Origin of the sequence: Martinezella hainanensis, assembly GCF_900094555.1 — a bacterium.
Classification (GTDB): Bacteria; Pseudomonadota; Alphaproteobacteria; order Rhizobiales; family Rhizobiaceae; genus Rhizobium; species Rhizobium hainanense.
In genome coordinates this window covers 112,752-128,108 of record NZ_FMAC01000015.1, presented here as the reverse complement: position 1 = coordinate 128,108, position 15,357 = coordinate 112,752, and the positions used below count along the sequence as shown (strand labels likewise).

Here is a 15,357-nt window from a genome sequence, read left to right as displayed (position 1 = left end):
CGGCGAACAGCTTCGCCTCGCTCGTACTGCCGCAACGGCGCTCCGAGACTTTCATCCCCTGGCGGCTTCGCCGCCATTCCTCGCGAAACAAGAAAGTCTCTCCTCCCCGCCCTTCACGCTGTTTCGGCCCTACGGGTGCGGTCCGATCGTCCCCGGCCTTTGCGACTGCCATCGAGGCCGCAATGGAGCGGCCCGAAACAGCGAAAAGGAATACGACAATGGCTACCATCGGCACCTTCACTTCCACCGAAAATGGCTTCACCGGCTCGATCCGCACCCTCGCCCTCAACGTCAAGGCCCGCATCGCCCGCATCGAGAACCCCTCCGACAAGGGCCCGCAGTTCCGTATCTTCGCGGGAGCCGTCGAACTCGGCGCCGCCTGGCAGAAGCGCTCGGAGCAGACCGACCGCGACTACCTCTCGGTCAAGCTCGATGACCCGAGCTTCCCCGCTCCGATCTACGCGACGCTGACCGAAGTCGAAGGTGAGGATGGCTACCAGTTGATCTGGTCCCGCCCGAACCGGGACTGAGATCGCCAAGCCCCGCCGGTGAGGCAGGGCTTTCGACCTTCTCCTGACAAAGCCGGATCGGGCATCTAGCCCGGTTCGGCTTTTTTTGGTGCCATACGAGAGAGGGTGAGCGGCTCAGATTCTGTCGAGGATACCGGTCGGCGACGACGGCGCCAAGGATGAGCGGTTCCCCCAATTTGCTCCGGCAGCCCTAGGGCGGCCTGCGCAAATCGGCTCCCCCACTCCCCGGCTCTGCCGGTCGCTTTCGCGATCCTTGACCCCGCCATCACCTCCCAGGTCGCGGGGCATCGTCTTTCACAAACTCAAGGAGATGAGACGATGACGTTTTCCCTGGAACAGCACATCGAGGAACTGCGGGCCGAGCTTGCGAATTGCGTGGACTGGGACGAGCGCCTTCAGATCGAGGCGGCCTTGGCCGGCGCAAGGCAGGAGCTCGCCTTTGCCAACGCAGAGCTTGACGCCATGCTTTCGGAAGAACCGCCATCCTGAGATGGCGCCCATCCACATACCTGCAAATCAAGTCTCAAATTGAGGCTCCAGCGGCGGGAATTGCCCCTTCGCTACCAGCGCGGTTTCTCCTGTCGATCTCATTTCATCGACATCAGGGATGGTGCAACCCGGTCGTCACGCCGCAACCTTCCGGCATCAGAATTTTCCCCAGCCTTTGGCTTCCTCGCGAGACAAAATTCAGCTGCCTGCAGGTCCTCCGCTTTCGCTTCTGCCGTCCCGGTGCGGCGCTCCTTTCCCGGTCTGCTCTTCATCCCCGCGATGAAACGCAATCAACAGGAGAAACCGCCATGCAACAGCTAGCCAAGTTCCTTACCGCCACCGGCCGCCGTCTGCGCACTCTCGGCAAGGTCGTCGGTCACTTCTTCCGCAAAGGGAAGCTCGGCTTGAAGGTCGCGATCAAGATCCCCTTCTTCGTCGACATCGAGGTCAACTTCGAGACTGACTGGAACCGGCGTCGGTAACCGTCGCATCCGGCTTGCCCAAGAGCGAGCCGGATTTCAGCACCACGGCTCGCGGCGGCCGGACCAGGTCCGTGCCAGCCCTTCTGAAACAAGGATGTCGCCTATGCTGTGTCCGTCGCGGACAAGAACCCGCAGCTTGCGCCCGTAGCGATCTTCGTCGCGGCCGGGCCACGCCTTCAATTCGAACGGTCCGGCGTTGATCAGTTCGATCAACCGGGCGGTGGCCTTGTTGCCAAGCGCAAGTTCGGATGGGCATTTCGGTTCGCTGATCTCCGGCGTATCGATATCCGCGATCCGGATCTTCTCACCTGCAAACCAGATCGTATCGCCGTCGATGACGCAGTTGGCTCGACGGCCGAAATCGCACTTCCGAAACTGAGAAACGTTGCGGGACGCGGCGTCGGATGGAGGTGTGACCACCACCGTTGCGATTGAGATCGCCACAGCGAGGATAGATAGCGTGGCGACTTTCAAAGCGATGTTCCTTGGAGCAGACCGAGACGACTGGCGATAGCAGATTCTATCGAGGTCCGGATGGACGGAATGCGATCGTCCATCCGGATCAAGGATTGCCGCTCGCGAGGGTTCGATATCCCCGGGTTCGCTTCTGGCGGGTGAGGTCGAGGAAAAGCACCACCGCATCCTGTTCCCGCTCGAAATGGTGGACCATGGATTGACCCTTTGCACCGATACGACCCCAACGTCGTATCAGGCAGGCCTCACCGAACAGGTTCGGCTCGATCGACATCGCATAGAAACGGGACATGTTTTGCGTCCGGTCGGTGCGCTCCACGTAAATCTGGTAGGGTTGCCTGATCATGACGGCAGAATCGCGTTTTCGGGCGCGGTCGTCCAACGACAGTTTTGAATCGGTCACGGGTCATCGATTCATTTCTTTGAAGTCGGAAACAGTTTTGGCGGTCCGCCTGCGGCGTACGGCTCTATTCGCCTTTGGCGAACGAAGCCCGCACGCGGTCTTCGCCCACCCGGGTAACGATCCTCCCGCAACGGAGAAGTATTGCCGACTAAGTCAGAAGCGTAACGGTCGCTTCACAGGTGCTGTCGCTGTGGTGCTTCCGGCTGGTCGTGACTTCGCAACAATCCGAAGGGTTGCGACGGCGTGATGAAACGCGGAAAATTCCTGCGCCACGCGATCGTCGGCAAAATGAGTCGATATCTGAGCATCAGCAGATTCTGTTAGCGTGCCGGGCGGCACGAGGTCTTCCCAGCCTTTCGATTTGCGGAACTCTTTGACGATAAGCCCGAAAGGTGGATGGGCGTGGCTCAGCTGCGCTTGCGCGTAGCCAACAAAGGCACCTGTGATATCGCAGGCGATCTCGCCCTCTGAATTCGCGAAATGGTCGAACTGCCTCTGCTTCATCTTGAGCAGGTCAACCGATACTGCGTTGTGGCACGCAACCGAAAACTCTTGTGCGTCGCTCTTTGGGCGACCATCCACGGCCTGGACATAGCTGAAGTCCGTCGGGATATCGTCGATCCGCACGACCCAAAAGCCCGGGCTAGACCAACCATCGCCCTTGTTGAGACGGCGCTCGAAGTGCTTGATCCCGGGCCCGATCTTCGATGGACCGTCGGTCACGAGAAGATCGAAGCGCTCCAGTAGAGCCGACAAATCGCTGTGGTCGTCATAATCGGCAACGACCTCGCCGTCCTTATAGCGCGCTAGCATGTCCTTGAAGTGCAGTTTGGCAGCATTCTTGGCCTTCCAGATCCTGCCGTTCGACAATTCTACCGGTTTCACTATTCCTGCCCCTCCAGATCAGCCCTCGTCAAAACTCTCTCGCGCACTTCCCGTACCACGATCGACGGAAGGCCCATGCCGTCCAGTTGCTCGCGTCTATCAACGACCCACTGAATGCATGCCGCCTCGTCCAAGCTATCTTCAGCAATGACTTCATAGAGCGCGACCGCACCTATGCGGGACATTCCAAGTTCCATCAGCGATCGCAACGTTATCGCTGTGACGCCGAACTCCAACGCCACACCGATTTCGAGATCCGCGTCGATCAGGTCTTCCCGGTTGACCGCCCGCAAGTGCTGGTTCAGGACGTCAACATAGGCAGAGAAATAGCGTGGCGCGAGGAAACGCGCGGTGGTCTCGATCATCTCGAGAGTGCCGCGGATAACTGCCGCGGTATCGACTTCCCCGTCGCGGCGCTGCAGATATTCGATACGCCGGCGAATGATTGTGGGAAGCGAGAAGCCCTTCAGCCATTGCAAAACCGTGAGCGCATGAAGTGGGATGAGGGTCTTCGGAAGAAATACCGTCAGGACATGGTCGTTGATCCGCTCCATCATGTTCGAAAACCGCTGATAGGAGTCATCGCTTTCCGAAGGTGCGGGGAGAAGATCTTCAAGCTGGCCGGCGTAGCCGCGGAAGTAGTTGAGCAGGCTCTGTAGCCCGATCAAGCTCACCCCCGGATTGCGGGCCCCGATTTCCGCTCCAACCGACAACCCGTCCGTTACGACAGCAAGTGACGCCTCCAAGCGGCTCAAACTTTCCGCGGGCTGTCGCTTTGCCCACGGTGCGACAGCCAAAGACTGGTCCCGCATATAGGTCGTCGTCAGATAGGCGCTGACCTGTTCGAAAGCTCGGATCTGTGCAGGTTCCATATCGACACCGAGAGGCCGGCGCTCGATGTAGGTCGCCAGATCGTCGATTCTCGCCAGTGCCGCATCGGTCTCCCGACGGATCGGGTAACGTGTTCGTTGCGGGACGCCGGAGGGCCAAGCTTTTTCGTCAGAGGCGTCGATGCAAATGATGTTGCCTTGAAATTCGTCCCCCCATCGGCCGGCGCGGCCCGCAAGGTTCCAGAAGTCCTGCGGCTCCATCGGGTTATTCTTGCCCTTCCTTGGGCCGCGGACGACAATGGTCCGGCAGGAAAGATTCACACCCTCGATCAGCGTCGACGTGCAAATCAGGAACTTCAGCTTTCCGCTTTTGAAAAGCCGTTCGACCTCAAGCCGCACCAATGATGGCATGTTGCCGTAATGAAACGCCACGCCGGCTTCGACCAGGGGTGCGAGCGAATAGCTCTTGTGAACGCACTTTCGAGCCAGATCGGCTAAATCGGCCAATTCCTGGTCGATCCGCTCCGGTTTCTTGACGAGCTGACTAATGAGGCCTGCGATCTCTTCGGCCTCTGCTGCACCATTGGCATATACAAGGGTGCCGCCCCTCTCGCCAACCGCCGCTGCGATGAAAGCAAGCCGTTTGCGAAGAGTATTGGGCTTGTTAGGTAGGGTCAGCACGCCAAGCGGTAGATACTCCTCACCATAACGAAACTGTAGTTTCCACTTTGTCGGCTTCGCCGGCATTTGATGCGCCGTGATCACGTTCTGCAGGACCGTCGCAACGTCGCTGTCGATCGGGATTTTCGGCGTGCTCTCCGGCGCATCGTCAAGGAGCACTTCCGGATTTTGCGTCGCCGGGCTCACGAAGGCGACCCGCATACGCGGACTCGATCTCAGCAAACGCTCGATCGCGTCCTGAAGAATAACACCTCGCTGAGGATCCCCGATCTTGTGGGCTTCATCGACAACCACCAGATCGATATCCAGCCTCTCTTCCATCAGATTTGCAAGCAGATGGAGGCGCTCCTGCGTGAAAACAAAAACGCATTTCTTGGCGCTCTTCTCGACTGCGCCATACTTTTGCGCGGACGGCAGGGACGTAATTTCGATGTCCACGCCGGAGGCTTTGACGATCTCGAAGAGCGAGGCCTCGATTTCAGATACGAGCGCGCGGGTCGGCGCGAGATAAACAGCCCGTCGAGACTGGTCGCCTGCCAGGCAGTCCACGAGCCATTTGAGAACGAGGAAGGTCTTCCCGGACGCCGTTGGCGCCGACGCCGATAGCCACGATCCTTCTTCACCCGCCGCGCGCCAAAACGCCAGCTGGAAATCGTTCACGGCGACGCGCTCTCCAGTCGCTTCGAGCAGGATCGAGTTCTCAAGCTGCTTACGTTGGCCTTCTATTCTCAACCCGACGCCAAGGCGGGATGCAATGTTCGGGCGCAAGCGCCCGCGTTTCAATGCCAGAAGTACCGAACGGTGGTTGGAAAGCTTGTCGAAAAGCACCGCCGCGGCGTCGCGGATCGGCTCCGACGTCGGCAACAACATCGCTCCGGTGGCAATCCGCAAGCTCGCTTCTCGATGGGCACGCTTTGCCGAACGCGCCAATATGCTTGCCGCAAAAAGTAGTCTCTGCCAGTCGAAGCCGACGCCTTCAAGGTTCGCTTCTCGTGCCACGTTGTCGAGCTCGAGCAAGGTTGTCACTAGACCGAGCTGTTTCAACTCGTCCCGCAACGAAACATCGAAAAGCCAATCCTGAAGTTCGGTCTCAGACATCAGCGCCCCATGACCTCAAGAAATGCCTTTCGGAAACCGTCGACCGATGGCAGGGGAAGGCAGAGGAAGTGGATATCGAAGTGGTCGAGCTTTTCGGCCGTCAACCGTCTTCCGACCGATTTCAGCCAGTCCTCCATTCCGGCTTTTGCAGCCTTTACCATGTCATCGAGGACAAGGCGGCCGTCGTCGGCTCCGTAGAATTCCACATCGAAGCCGACAAGGGCGATCCCGCAGTATTCCACCCTGTTTGAGAGCGGCGACGTCGTATCAAAGTAGCGTCGAAACGCGTCGGACAAGCGCGGATCGCCGAGGTCAGCCTTGTCACTCAACAGCATGAGATCCCGCTCGCGCGACGCCCCGTGATGATCATCCTCGACAAGAAAAGGCGCAAGTGACTTAAGGCAGTCACGGATCGCGTCGGTCGGATCCTGATAGACCTTTGATTCCCCCCAATAGAGCTTCAAGCGCCCATCGTCCGCCACAGCGGCATAGACACCATCCGCGCCGTGATAGTGCATCCGGCTGTCAGTCTTCAGATCCATCTTGCAAAGCACATGGGGCAATCCGAGAAACCGCTCGGCGAGAAGGAAGAGCAGCATCTCGCCCCCCTCCCCAGTTTGAGCGAGATCCGTGAAAACGGCCCTCGCTTGCTCGTGCAAAGCTGCGACTGCAGACGTGGATTTGAATTTTATGTCACGCTTGCGCGCCTCTTCAATCCGGCTTCGCGGAATGGCGTAATCTGCTGCAGCGTGGCGCATGAATTCGGCCAGACGGCGAACTTTTACCTTTCCGTTGGCGTCAGTCGTCAGGCAATGACAGTAGACCGAAACCTTATGACCATCGATTTCGACGTTGCGCTCTACTAGGTGGAGATGGACCCCCAACTCTTCGGGATCGCCCGAGAGAATCGCGTCGAGGTCTGCACTGCTTATCTCCGCCATCGCGACGCATTCCTACAGAATCAATTGCAATAATATTGCGAATCAATAGCCGGAGCTGCAAGGCGGTTCGCCGCGCGATGAATACTTATCCTTGTATATGTTCGCCCTCTTCTTTCTAGTTGCGCGATTGACGTCGGAACCTGTTATCGCCGACACAGGCTTTCATATCCTCACGCCGAAACCAGATCGCACGACCGCATCGCAACGGCGGATTGCCAGCGGTAAACACGATCTGCTCATCAGCGCGCATCTGCAATACTTCGTGCGGCTGGATCAGCGGCCGGGCCGCGAGCTGCTTCGATCGCGTTCGAGACGAACCGCGCGCCTGAGAACTGCGGCTGACCTGATCGATCTCCACCGTCGTCATCCCACAGCGGCGAGAGATGTAGTCGGCCGTCTCTGGATCGTTGATAGCCGCAAACGAGATCCAGCTGGCGCTCTCGAACCACTTGCTGGACGCATCTCGCCCGCCATAGGTTTCGCGCAGCTGACCGATCGACTGGTAGATCATCGTCAGCGTGATGCCATATTTGCGACCGGCGTCGCGCGCCGTCTCGAGAATGCGCATGTAGCCAAGCCTCGCCACCTCGTCGAGGAGGAAAAGCGCGCGCCCCTCCATCTCTCCATCCCGATTGTAGATCGCGTTGAGGAACGAGCCGATAATGACACGCGCCAGACCGGTATGGGTCTCAAGCGTCTTCAGGTCGATGTTGATGAACACGTCGGATTTGCCCGACGCGATGTCATCGGTCGAGAATGCCGATCCTGACACCAAGGCGGCGTAGTTCTGGTATGACAGCCAATGGGTCTCCTTGATCGCGTTAGCATAGACACCGGAGAAGGTTTCCGGCGTCATGTTGACGAATGCGGCGACGTTCTCTTTTACGAAGTCGGAGGCCGAATTGTCATAGATGTCCTGCAATCGCTGGCGCAGCTTCGGCTCCGGTTCAGAGAGATTGGCTCGAACTTGACGCAAAGTTTGCTGTTCCGTGGGGGTGTGCCCGGACAAGCAGACATCGGCGATCATTGCGGTTAGAAGCTGAAGGCCGGATGCGCGAAAGAAGTCGTCGCGGACGCCGCTGGCACGGCCGCTTTCGCTCATGATCCAGGACGCGACAGAAGCGATGTCCTCTTCCTTCGTGCCACCGAATTTACCGATCCAGTCGAGCGCGTTGAAGCCCGTCTTCGGTTGGCGCGGATCGAGAATCCGAAACCTGCGCCCGGCCGCCTCGCGATGCTGCGACACCATTGGCGCGACCTCGTTCGAAGAGTCGAGAACGATCAAGGAGCCGCCCCATTTGAGCGCGGTTGGGATCGTCACCGACGTCGTCTTGAAGCCGCCGGAGCCGGCGAAGACGATGCCGTGAGATGAACCGAAAGATCCATCGAAGCAGAGAAGCGGAGCTTTCCCTCCGTCGCCCCAGCTGTCCTTGTCATCTGCCCGAAACCCGCGAACGGCTACACCATCACGATCGACGCGATATCGTTCGCCCACGACAATCCCGCCGGTCTCTGCAAATAGCTGCTCGGCCTCGCCCAGCTTCATCCAATCGGCCTCGCCGTGCAGTGCGCGCTTGCCGGTGATCCGCTTCGGCTCCGCCCGAACGAACGCTGCGTTTCCGATAAGCGCGACCCGAAGCGCAAAGCAGCCAGCCATCAGCACACTCGCGGCGCCGATCATGGTGGACGGGTCGAGATAGGCCAGGATCGACTTACCACTGGGAACCGATCCCGCGAATGCAGAGAGACGCCATGTCTCGCGGGCGACTGCGACGGAAATCGAGCCGAGACTTCCGGCGACGGCGCTCCAGCCCGCAAGCCGAATAGTCGCCGACCCTGCCGCTGCGAAGAGCGCCATCGCACCGATGACGGCGGCCGCAACATAGGGTGCGGCGATCCCAACGCGACCGAGCACCAACCGGGACGCCTCCGTCTTGCCGGATGCGGCAAGCCACTGCTCTATACCGGCCAGTCCAGTGGTCGCGGCCACCATCAGCAATGCCGGTATGATCGCGAGGAAAAGTCTACTCGCCGTCATTGGTGAAGGCCTCCGCGCCGATCGCCGTCAACCGGCCGCGCTCGCCGGCGTCCGTCTTGAGCCGGGTCGAGAGTTCGATCAACGCGCCGAGCAACATCGCTCTTTTTTCGAACCGCAGGCCTGCTTTCACGATCAGACCGCCGAGCTCGATCTTTTCACGCGTATCCTTCTTGCGGGCCTCGGATGTCACGGTCCTTGCCATCCGCTCAAGCCTCGCCAGCGCCGCGCGAAGTCGTGCCAGGCGGGTTCGTCTGGGCCGAGCCTCCCCTCTCCTTCCCGCTCGATCCGCCCTTGCCTCCGCGAAACCGCTTCGCCACCTCCTCGAACGCTGCCTGCATCTCGGTTTCGTCGATTTCCAGTTCGCCAAGGCCCGCGCGCAATGCGACGCGACCGATCCGCTCGGCCTCGCGTGTTTCCGCTGCCTTGAGCTGGTCCTGCAGCTTGGCAATCTCTTCGCGAATTTTGGAGGATGGCTTCTTCATTCCGTTTGTCTCCTTTGGCTGAAAATCGATGCTTCCAAGCAGAGGTTTCCAGACGGGAGTGCGGAACGCACTACTGTGAATCCTACAATCGCCAAGGGCGATGCATTTGTGAATGATCCCGGCCGTTCCGAAGGGGCGGATCCGAAGGGCGCAATTATACGTCGCTGATGCGACGCTCTGCTTTCAGCCTCCGGCTGGGCCGTCCGCTCCTCACGAACACGTTGATTTTGTTCGATCGAAGGAGCTGTCGGAAACAATGGCCGTCCCGCATTTCTCAGTCAGCATCGTCGCTCGCGGCTCAGGCCGCAGCGCCGTGCTGTCAGCGGCCTATCGCCATTGCGCCAAGATGGAATATGAGCGGGAGGCCCGCACGATCGACTACACGCGCAAGCAGGGATTGCTGCACGACGAGTTTTCGATCCCGGCCGATGCGCCGGAATGGCTCCGGGCGATGATTGCCGACCGCTCGGTATCCGGTGCATCGGAACACTTCTGGAACAGGGTGGAGGAGTTCGAGAAGCGCTCGGATGCGCAGCTTGCCAAGGATGTGACGATCGCCCTGCCAATTGAGCTCTCGGCCGCTCAGAACATCGAGCTCGTGCGGGATTTCGTGGCAAGGCACATCACGGCCGAGGGTATGGTGGCCGACTGGGTTTTCCATGATGCGCCCGGCAATCCGCACATTCACCTGATGACGACTTTGCGGCCGCTGACCGAGGATGGGTTCGGGTCGAAGAAGGTGGCGGTGAAAGGTCCTGATGGCGGCCCCTTGCGCAACGATGCAGGCAAAATCGTCTACGAACTCTGGGCCGGCGGGCTCGAAAACTTCAACGCGTTTCGCGACGGCTGGTTCGCCTGCCAGAACCGGCATCTGGCGCTTGCCGGCGTCGATATCAGGATTGATGGCCGCTCCTTCGAAAAGCAGGGAATCGAGCTGACCCCGACGATCCATCTCGGCGTCGGGACGAAGGCGATCGAGCGGAAGGCGACCAGCGGTGATGGATCGGCGGACGAGAAAGCAGCGCTCGAACGCCTGGAGCTGCAGGAGGAGCGCAGGGCGGAGAATGCGCGCAGGATCCAGCATAGTCACGAGATTGTGCTCGACCTGATCACGCGAGAGAAGAGCGTCTTTGATGAGCGCGACATCGCCAAGATCCTGCACCGCTATATCGACGATGCAGGCCTGTTCCAAAGTCTGATGGCGCGCATCCTGCAGAGCCCTCAGACTCTACGTCTCGATCGTGAGCGGATTGACTTTGCAACTGGTATCCGGGCGCCCGCAAAATATACGACGCGAGGGCTGATCCGTCTGGAAGCGGCAATGGCCAACCAGTCGATCTGGCTCTCCCAGCAGTCATCGCACAGCGTCCGTCAGCAAGTTCTCGACGCGACGTTTGCGCACCACGTCCGGCTGTCGGATGAGCAGAGGGCTGCCATCGAGCATGTCGCTGGGGATGCGCGGATTGCTGCCGTTATCGGCCGCGCCGGGGCAGGCAAGACGACGATGATGAAAGCGGCGCGCGAAGCCTGGGAAGCGGCCGGCTATCGCGTCGTCGGTGGTGCGCTCGCGGGCAAGGCGGCCGAAGGCCTGGAAAAAGAGGCGGGCATTGCGTCTCGCACCCTGGCGTCCTGGGAACTCCGCTGGAGCCAAGGTCGTGGGCAGCTCGACGACACGACGATCTTCGTCCTGGACGAGGCCGGCATGGTGTCATCCAGGCAGATGGCGCTGTTCGTCGACGCGGTGACGAAGTCTGGTGCCAAGCTCGTACTGGTGGGCGATCCCGAACAGCTTCAGCCGATTGAGGCAGGCGCCGCGTTTCGGGCAATCGCCGATCGCATTGGCTATGCCGAACTCGAAACCATCTATCGCCAGCGTGAGCAATGGATGCGAGACGCATCGCTGGACCTTGCGCGCGGCAATATCGGCAAAGCGGTCGCAGTCTATCAGTCCAACGGCAAGATGGTCAGCGCCGAGCTGAAGGCTGATGCCGTCACCAACCTCATCGACGACTGGAACCGCGACTACGATCCTGCCAAGTCTACGCTGATCCTCGCCCACCTGCGTCGCGATGTCCGCATGCTGAACGAGCTGGCGCGCGCCAAGCTGATCGAACGTGGCGTGATCGATCAAGGCTCTCCGTTCAAAACCGCCGACGGAAACCGCGGTTTTGCGGCCGGTGATCAGGTCGTCTTCCTGAAAAACGAGGGCTCGCTCGGCGTCAAGAACGGCATGCTGGGAAGGATCGTCGAAGCCTCGCCGGGTCGTGTGGTCGTCGCGATTAGCGAGGGGGAACATCGCCGCCTGATTTCCGTCGAGCAGCGCTTCTACAATAATGTCGATCACGGTTACGCCACCACGGTCCATAAGAGCCAGGGCGCAACGGTCGATCGCGTCAAGGTGCTGGCCTCGCTCTCGCTCGATCGTCACCTGACCTATGTGGCGATGACCCGGCACCGCGAGGATCTCGGCGTCTATTACGGCAGCCGATCGTTCGCCAAGGCCGGCGGGCTGGTCGAGATCCTGTCGCGCAGGAACGCCAAGGAAACGACGCTCGATTATGCCGGCGGCAGCTTCTACGGCCAAGCACTCCGCTTTGCAGAAGCGCGCGGCCTCCACATCGTCAACGTCGCCAGAACCGTTGCGCGTGACCGTCTCGAATGGACGGTACGGCAGAAACAGAAGCTCATCGATCTCGCCGGCCGGCTCTCGGCCATCGGCGCCAAGCTCGGCTTCGCAACGTCGACCGCCAGAACAGTTCCCACTGCAGAAAAGGAGGCCAAGCCCATGGTTGCTGGCATTACCACCTTCCCGAAATCGATCGATCAGGCTGTCGAAGACAAACTCGTCGCCGATCCTGCGCTCAAGAAACAGTGGGAGGAAGTTTCGATGCGCTTCCATCATGTCTACGCCCAGCCGGAAGCAGCATTCAAAGCGGCGAATGTCGATGCGATGCTGAGCAATCAGGCGATCGCGGCGAAGACGATTGCAAAGATTGCTGCGGAGCCGGAGGCCCTTGGCGCGCTCAAGGGCAAGACCGGTCTCCTCGCAAGCCGGGCCGACAAGTCGGACAGGGATCGGGCGCTCAAGAATGTCTCGCCGCTCGCCGAGAGCATCAGCGATTATCTGCGGCAACGCAGCGACGCGGAACGCCGCAATCACGCCGAGGAGCTCGCGGTTCGAAAGCAAGTCGCCCTTGAGGTTCCCGCGCTCTCAGCGAGTGCAAAAAGCGTGCTGGAACGCGTTCGCGACGCCATCGATCGAAACGATCTGCCGGCCGGTCTCGAATATGCGTTGGCCGACAAAATGGTGAAGGCCGAACTCGAAGGCTTTGCCAGGGCTGTCGCCGAGCGTTTTGGCGAGCGGACCTTCCTTCCTCTCGCCGCCAGGGATAGCAGCGGCGAGGCCTTTCAGCGTGTCACATCAGGCATGAACGCCACCCAAAAGGCCGAGGTCCGGCAGGCCTGGGATACGATGCGGACCGCGCAACAGCTCTCCGCCCATGAGCGCAGCGTGACGGCGTTGAAAGCGTCCGAGACAATGCGGCAGACAAAATCTCAGGGCCTGACGCTCAAATGAGCTGCTTACCGCAAAATTCGACCAATCTCTGTAGCTCACGAGGGCAGCGGACGCGGCTATGGGCCCTCGTATTTCTTGCATTTCCGCTCACGATCGAGGGTGCCGGGATGTTGGGCTATCGCGTCAATCTCACACCAAGCGAGCCCCTCGGGCTTTGGCGTATCGTCGCTCTCCATCGGCCAGCTGTGGTCGGTGACGTGGTTTTCATCTGCCCGCCTCAAACGGCCGTCATGCAGAAAGCTCGACATCGCGGTTATCTCCACGCTGGCCTATGTCCCGGCCGATATGCGCCTCTCATTAAAACCGTTGCCGCTATAGAGGGTGCCCGGCTGTTGATCGGTGGCACCGTCATGATCGACGGCCGGGTTCTCGAGCATTCCGATGTTCGCAGAACAGATGGCGCGGGCCGCCTTCTCTCGGCCTTTTCCGGGTTCAGCGTGCCTGCGGGTGAAGTCTTCGTTCACTCGCCGTTTCCGGCGTCGTTCGACTCTCGGTATTTTGGGCCAATCCCAGCATCAGGTATTCTCGGCCGCGCTGAAGAGGTGCTGACCTATGCCCCTTGATCGGCACCGAACCCCATTCCTGATTCTCTCTTCTATTGTCGTCGGCTGGCTCGGATGGAGCGGTTACGTTCTCCTACTGCCCGTGGCCATTTGCTTTTCGGCTATCTGGTCACTCGCGAGGACGCGAATGCAGGCGGCCATTTGCTCTGCTGCCTATTTCCTCGCTGCCGCACGTGGGCTACCGCAGGGCGTCGCTACCTACTACACAGCCGATTTCCTGCCGGGAGTATTTCTCTGGTTCGCCGCCTCGTCGGGGTTCGTATTCGTACATATGATGCTCTGGACAAACAGGCAGGGCCTGCGCAAGCCGCTATACTACCTTGTCGCCGCTTTCCTCACGGCCATTCCCCCTTTTGGCATAATGGGATGGGCGCATCCGCTGACATCAGCAGGTGTGCTGTTTCCGGGATGGGGCTGGTTTGGCCTTGGGGCCACTGCAACCGGCCTTGCGGTCATGACGACGCGCTTCCGGCCGGTTGCCGCCATCGCCATTCTCGGCTTTTGGCTCTGGTCCGCCGCACAGTGGACAGCGCCGAACGTACCTGCGTCGGTCCGAAGTGTCGACCTGCAATTTGGATCCTCCCTCGGCCGCGTCAGCAGCCTCGATCGCCAGCAAGAGCTTGTGGCCGCCGCTCACAGGCAGATCAGAGCGCCTGTTGTTGTTCTGCCCGAGAGCGCCATCGGCTTCTGGACGCCGACGATCGAGCGCTTCTGGCAACGGCAGCTGGTGGATCGGACCAGCAGCGTGATTGCCGGGGCTTCCGCGGTGAACAATGATGGATACGACAATGTGCTGGTGCGCATCGATGGCACCACAAGTGAAATTCTCTATCGCCAGCGCATGCCAGTGCCTGGCTCGATGTGGCAGCCTTGGCGGCCACTCATCGGAGAGGCTGGTGGTGCAGGAGCGCATTTCTTCGCCAATCCGGTGGTGGCCGTCGGTGAGCTGAAGATCGCACCTCTGATTTGCTACGAGCAGCTTCTGGTTTGGCCGGTCCTACAATCCATGATGCACGAGCCGGATTTGATCGTTGCGGTCGGGAACGGCTGGTGGACGGCTGGGACGTCAATAATCGAGATTCAAAAAGCCAGCGCCGGAGCCTGGGCCAGGCTCTTCGACAAGCCAATCGTGTTTTCCTTCAACACCTGACCAGGTAATGACAATGATCGACCAAGCCATGATCGAAAAGTGTAGCGACCCATCCCTCACACCAGCCATCGTCGAGCAGTTTGTCTCGTCCGCCGGCGCGGACGATCCGCTGACGTTGACCATCAAGTCCGATGGCCGCCTTCTGCTGATACCGAAGCCGAGGACCCCGGACGAGGGATTGGCAGCGCTGCGTGAATATGTCGGCAGGGCTGGGGTCAGGGTCGGGATAACGCAGATACCAGCCGGTATCGGAACTACCGATGTCTCAAAACTCGATCGCTCACTGTTTGACGCATGCACCAACCTCAAGGAAGGAACGGCCCTGTTTGCCAAGGTGGCGCGTATCGTCACTCATTGGTACGGAAGCCCGACAAACAAAGATATACTGCCGCAAATGGTCGATGATGCAATCTATGCCTGGAAGACAGGCTACTTCGAGGGAACTGAGGTATTTCTGGCTGCGGATCCAGGTGGCGAGACATTCTTGCGGGAGGGCTTTCGACCCAAAGATCTCGGCGGTGATCGATCTTCCGACACCGAAGCTAGTGGCCGCGTGAAGCAAGAGGCATCGCAGCCAGATGCTAATTCTGGCTCCGCCGAGATGCGTATTGACCTGACCAGGATCGGCGGCCAGAAGTAGCTCCGGCGCTTATTGGATGATCACGAACGATAAGGTCACCGTGTCAGCGATTTCTTGTGGTCCACACCCTCGGAGCCGACGCTCGCTTCAACCC

At 59.9% G+C, this 15,357-nt stretch carries 15 protein-coding genes; 7 read left to right on the top strand and 8 right to left on the bottom strand.

Annotated features, from left to right (window positions below; genetic code table 11):
• The first annotated feature begins 218 nt into the window (after window positions 1-218).
• The 3 genes from GA0061100_RS30465 to GA0061100_RS34950 all read left to right on the top strand — a co-directional run bounded on the left by GA0061100_RS30465 (window position 219) and on the right by GA0061100_RS34950 (window position 1,501).
• Window positions 219-530, top strand: a complete 312-nt coding sequence (locus GA0061100_RS30465) for a DUF736 domain-containing protein (protein WP_075856587.1) — start codon at window positions 219-221, stop codon at window positions 528-530.
• Between the two features lie 318 nt (window positions 531-848).
• Complete coding sequence (locus GA0061100_RS34955) at window positions 849-1,019, top strand: hypothetical protein (RefSeq protein ID WP_167459854.1); 171 nt, start codon at window positions 849-851, stop codon at window positions 1,017-1,019.
• 308 nt (window positions 1,020-1,327) lie between these two features.
• Window positions 1,328-1,501, top strand: coding sequence for a hypothetical protein (locus GA0061100_RS34950; RefSeq protein ID WP_167459853.1), 174 nt, complete (start codon window positions 1,328-1,330; stop codon window positions 1,499-1,501).
• A gap of 36 nt (window positions 1,502-1,537) precedes the next feature.
• On the opposite strand, the gene GA0061100_RS30460 is transcribed toward GA0061100_RS34950, so the two are convergent.
• The 8 genes from GA0061100_RS30460 to traC form a co-directional block, all read right to left on the bottom strand.
• The gene (locus GA0061100_RS30460) at window positions 1,538-1,975 is read right to left on the bottom strand and encodes a thermonuclease family protein (protein WP_075856586.1); all 438 of its coding nucleotides are present in this window, start codon (window positions 1,973-1,975) and stop codon (window positions 1,538-1,540) included.
• 88 nt (window positions 1,976-2,063) lie between these two features.
• On the bottom strand, window positions 2,064-2,378 hold the full coding sequence (locus GA0061100_RS30455) for a WGR domain-containing protein (RefSeq protein ID WP_244557997.1): 315 nt from the start codon (window positions 2,376-2,378) through the stop codon (window positions 2,064-2,066).
• 153 nt (window positions 2,379-2,531) lie between these two features.
• Window positions 2,532-3,263 carry a DCL family protein gene (locus tag GA0061100_RS30450; protein ID WP_244557996.1) on the bottom strand — a complete coding sequence of 244 codons (732 nt, stop codon included), beginning with the start codon at window positions 3,261-3,263 and terminating at the stop codon, window positions 2,532-2,534.
• On the bottom strand, window positions 3,263-5,872 hold the full coding sequence (locus GA0061100_RS30445; RefSeq protein ID WP_075856584.1) for a DEAD/DEAH box helicase: 2,610 nt from the start codon (window positions 5,870-5,872) through the stop codon (window positions 3,263-3,265). The genes GA0061100_RS30450 and GA0061100_RS30445 overlap by 1 nt, the downstream gene beginning before the upstream one ends.
• Window positions 5,872-6,813: a HamA C-terminal domain-containing protein gene (locus GA0061100_RS30440; protein ID WP_075856583.1), complete on the bottom strand. Its 942-nt coding sequence runs from the start codon at window positions 6,811-6,813 to the stop codon at window positions 5,872-5,874. The genes GA0061100_RS30445 and GA0061100_RS30440 overlap by 1 nt, the downstream gene beginning before the upstream one ends.
• A gap of 115 nt (window positions 6,814-6,928) precedes the next feature.
• Complete coding sequence (traG, locus tag GA0061100_RS30435) at window positions 6,929-8,851, bottom strand: Ti-type conjugative transfer system protein TraG (RefSeq protein WP_075856582.1); 1,923 nt, start codon at window positions 8,849-8,851, stop codon at window positions 6,929-6,931.
• A complete protein-coding gene (gene traD / locus GA0061100_RS30430) occupies window positions 8,838-9,053 on the bottom strand; it encodes a type IV conjugative transfer system coupling protein TraD (RefSeq protein ID WP_075856581.1) in 216 nt (71 codons plus the stop codon). Before traD ends, traG begins: the two co-directional genes overlap by 14 nt.
• 4 nt (window positions 9,054-9,057) lie before the next feature.
• Window positions 9,058-9,333, bottom strand: coding sequence for a conjugal transfer protein TraC (traC, locus tag GA0061100_RS30425; RefSeq protein WP_075856580.1), 276 nt, complete (start codon window positions 9,331-9,333; stop codon window positions 9,058-9,060).
• 256 nt (window positions 9,334-9,589) lie between these two features.
• On the opposite strand from traC, the gene traA reads away from it, so the two are divergent.
• The 4 genes from traA to GA0061100_RS30405 all read left to right on the top strand — a co-directional run bounded on the left by traA (window position 9,590) and on the right by GA0061100_RS30405 (window position 15,263).
• The gene (gene traA, locus GA0061100_RS30420) at window positions 9,590-12,910 is read left to right on the top strand and encodes a Ti-type conjugative transfer relaxase TraA (RefSeq protein WP_075856579.1); all 3,321 of its coding nucleotides are present in this window, start codon (window positions 9,590-9,592) and stop codon (window positions 12,908-12,910) included.
• 107 nt (window positions 12,911-13,017) lie between these two features.
• Window positions 13,018-13,473, top strand: coding sequence for a conjugative transfer signal peptidase TraF (gene traF / locus GA0061100_RS30415; RefSeq protein WP_244557995.1), 456 nt, complete (start codon window positions 13,018-13,020; stop codon window positions 13,471-13,473).
• Window positions 13,463-14,623, top strand: a complete 1,161-nt coding sequence (locus GA0061100_RS30410) for a conjugal transfer protein TraB (protein ID WP_075856577.1) — start codon at window positions 13,463-13,465, stop codon at window positions 14,621-14,623. Before traF ends, GA0061100_RS30410 begins: the two co-directional genes overlap by 11 nt.
• Window positions 14,624-14,636: 13 nt before the next feature.
• Complete coding sequence (locus tag GA0061100_RS30405; RefSeq protein WP_075856603.1) at window positions 14,637-15,263, top strand: TraH family protein; 627 nt, start codon at window positions 14,637-14,639, stop codon at window positions 15,261-15,263.
• Window positions 15,264-15,357 lie beyond the last annotated feature (94 nt).

Coding starts and splice junctions, on each gene's coding strand:
- GA0061100_RS30465 (WP_075856587.1), top strand. CDS start 219: ATGGCTACCATCGGCACCTTCACTTCCACCGAAAATGGCTTCACCGGC.
- GA0061100_RS34955 (WP_167459854.1), top strand. CDS start 849: ATGACGTTTTCCCTGGAACAGCACATCGAGGAACTGCGGGCCGAGCTT.
- GA0061100_RS34950 (WP_167459853.1), top strand. CDS start 1,328: ATGCAACAGCTAGCCAAGTTCCTTACCGCCACCGGCCGCCGTCTGCGC.
- GA0061100_RS30445 (WP_075856584.1), bottom strand. CDS start 5,872: ATGTCTGAGACCGAACTTCAGGATTGGCTTTTCGATGTTTCGTTGCGG.
- GA0061100_RS30440 (WP_075856583.1), bottom strand. CDS start 6,813: ATGGCGGAGATAAGCAGTGCAGACCTCGACGCGATTCTCTCGGGCGAT.
- traG (WP_075856582.1), bottom strand. CDS start 8,851: ATGACGGCGAGTAGACTTTTCCTCGCGATCATACCGGCATTGCTGATG.
- traD (WP_075856581.1), bottom strand. CDS start 9,053: ATGGCAAGGACCGTGACATCCGAGGCCCGCAAGAAGGATACGCGTGAA.
- traC (WP_075856580.1), bottom strand. CDS start 9,333: ATGAAGAAGCCATCCTCCAAAATTCGCGAAGAGATTGCCAAGCTGCAG.
- traA (WP_075856579.1), top strand. CDS start 9,590: ATGGCCGTCCCGCATTTCTCAGTCAGCATCGTCGCTCGCGGCTCAGGC.
- traF (WP_244557995.1), top strand. CDS start 13,018: ATGTTGGGCTATCGCGTCAATCTCACACCAAGCGAGCCCCTCGGGCTT.
- GA0061100_RS30410 (WP_075856577.1), top strand. CDS start 13,463: ATGCCCCTTGATCGGCACCGAACCCCATTCCTGATTCTCTCTTCTATT.
- GA0061100_RS30405 (WP_075856603.1), top strand. CDS start 14,637: ATGATCGACCAAGCCATGATCGAAAAGTGTAGCGACCCATCCCTCACA.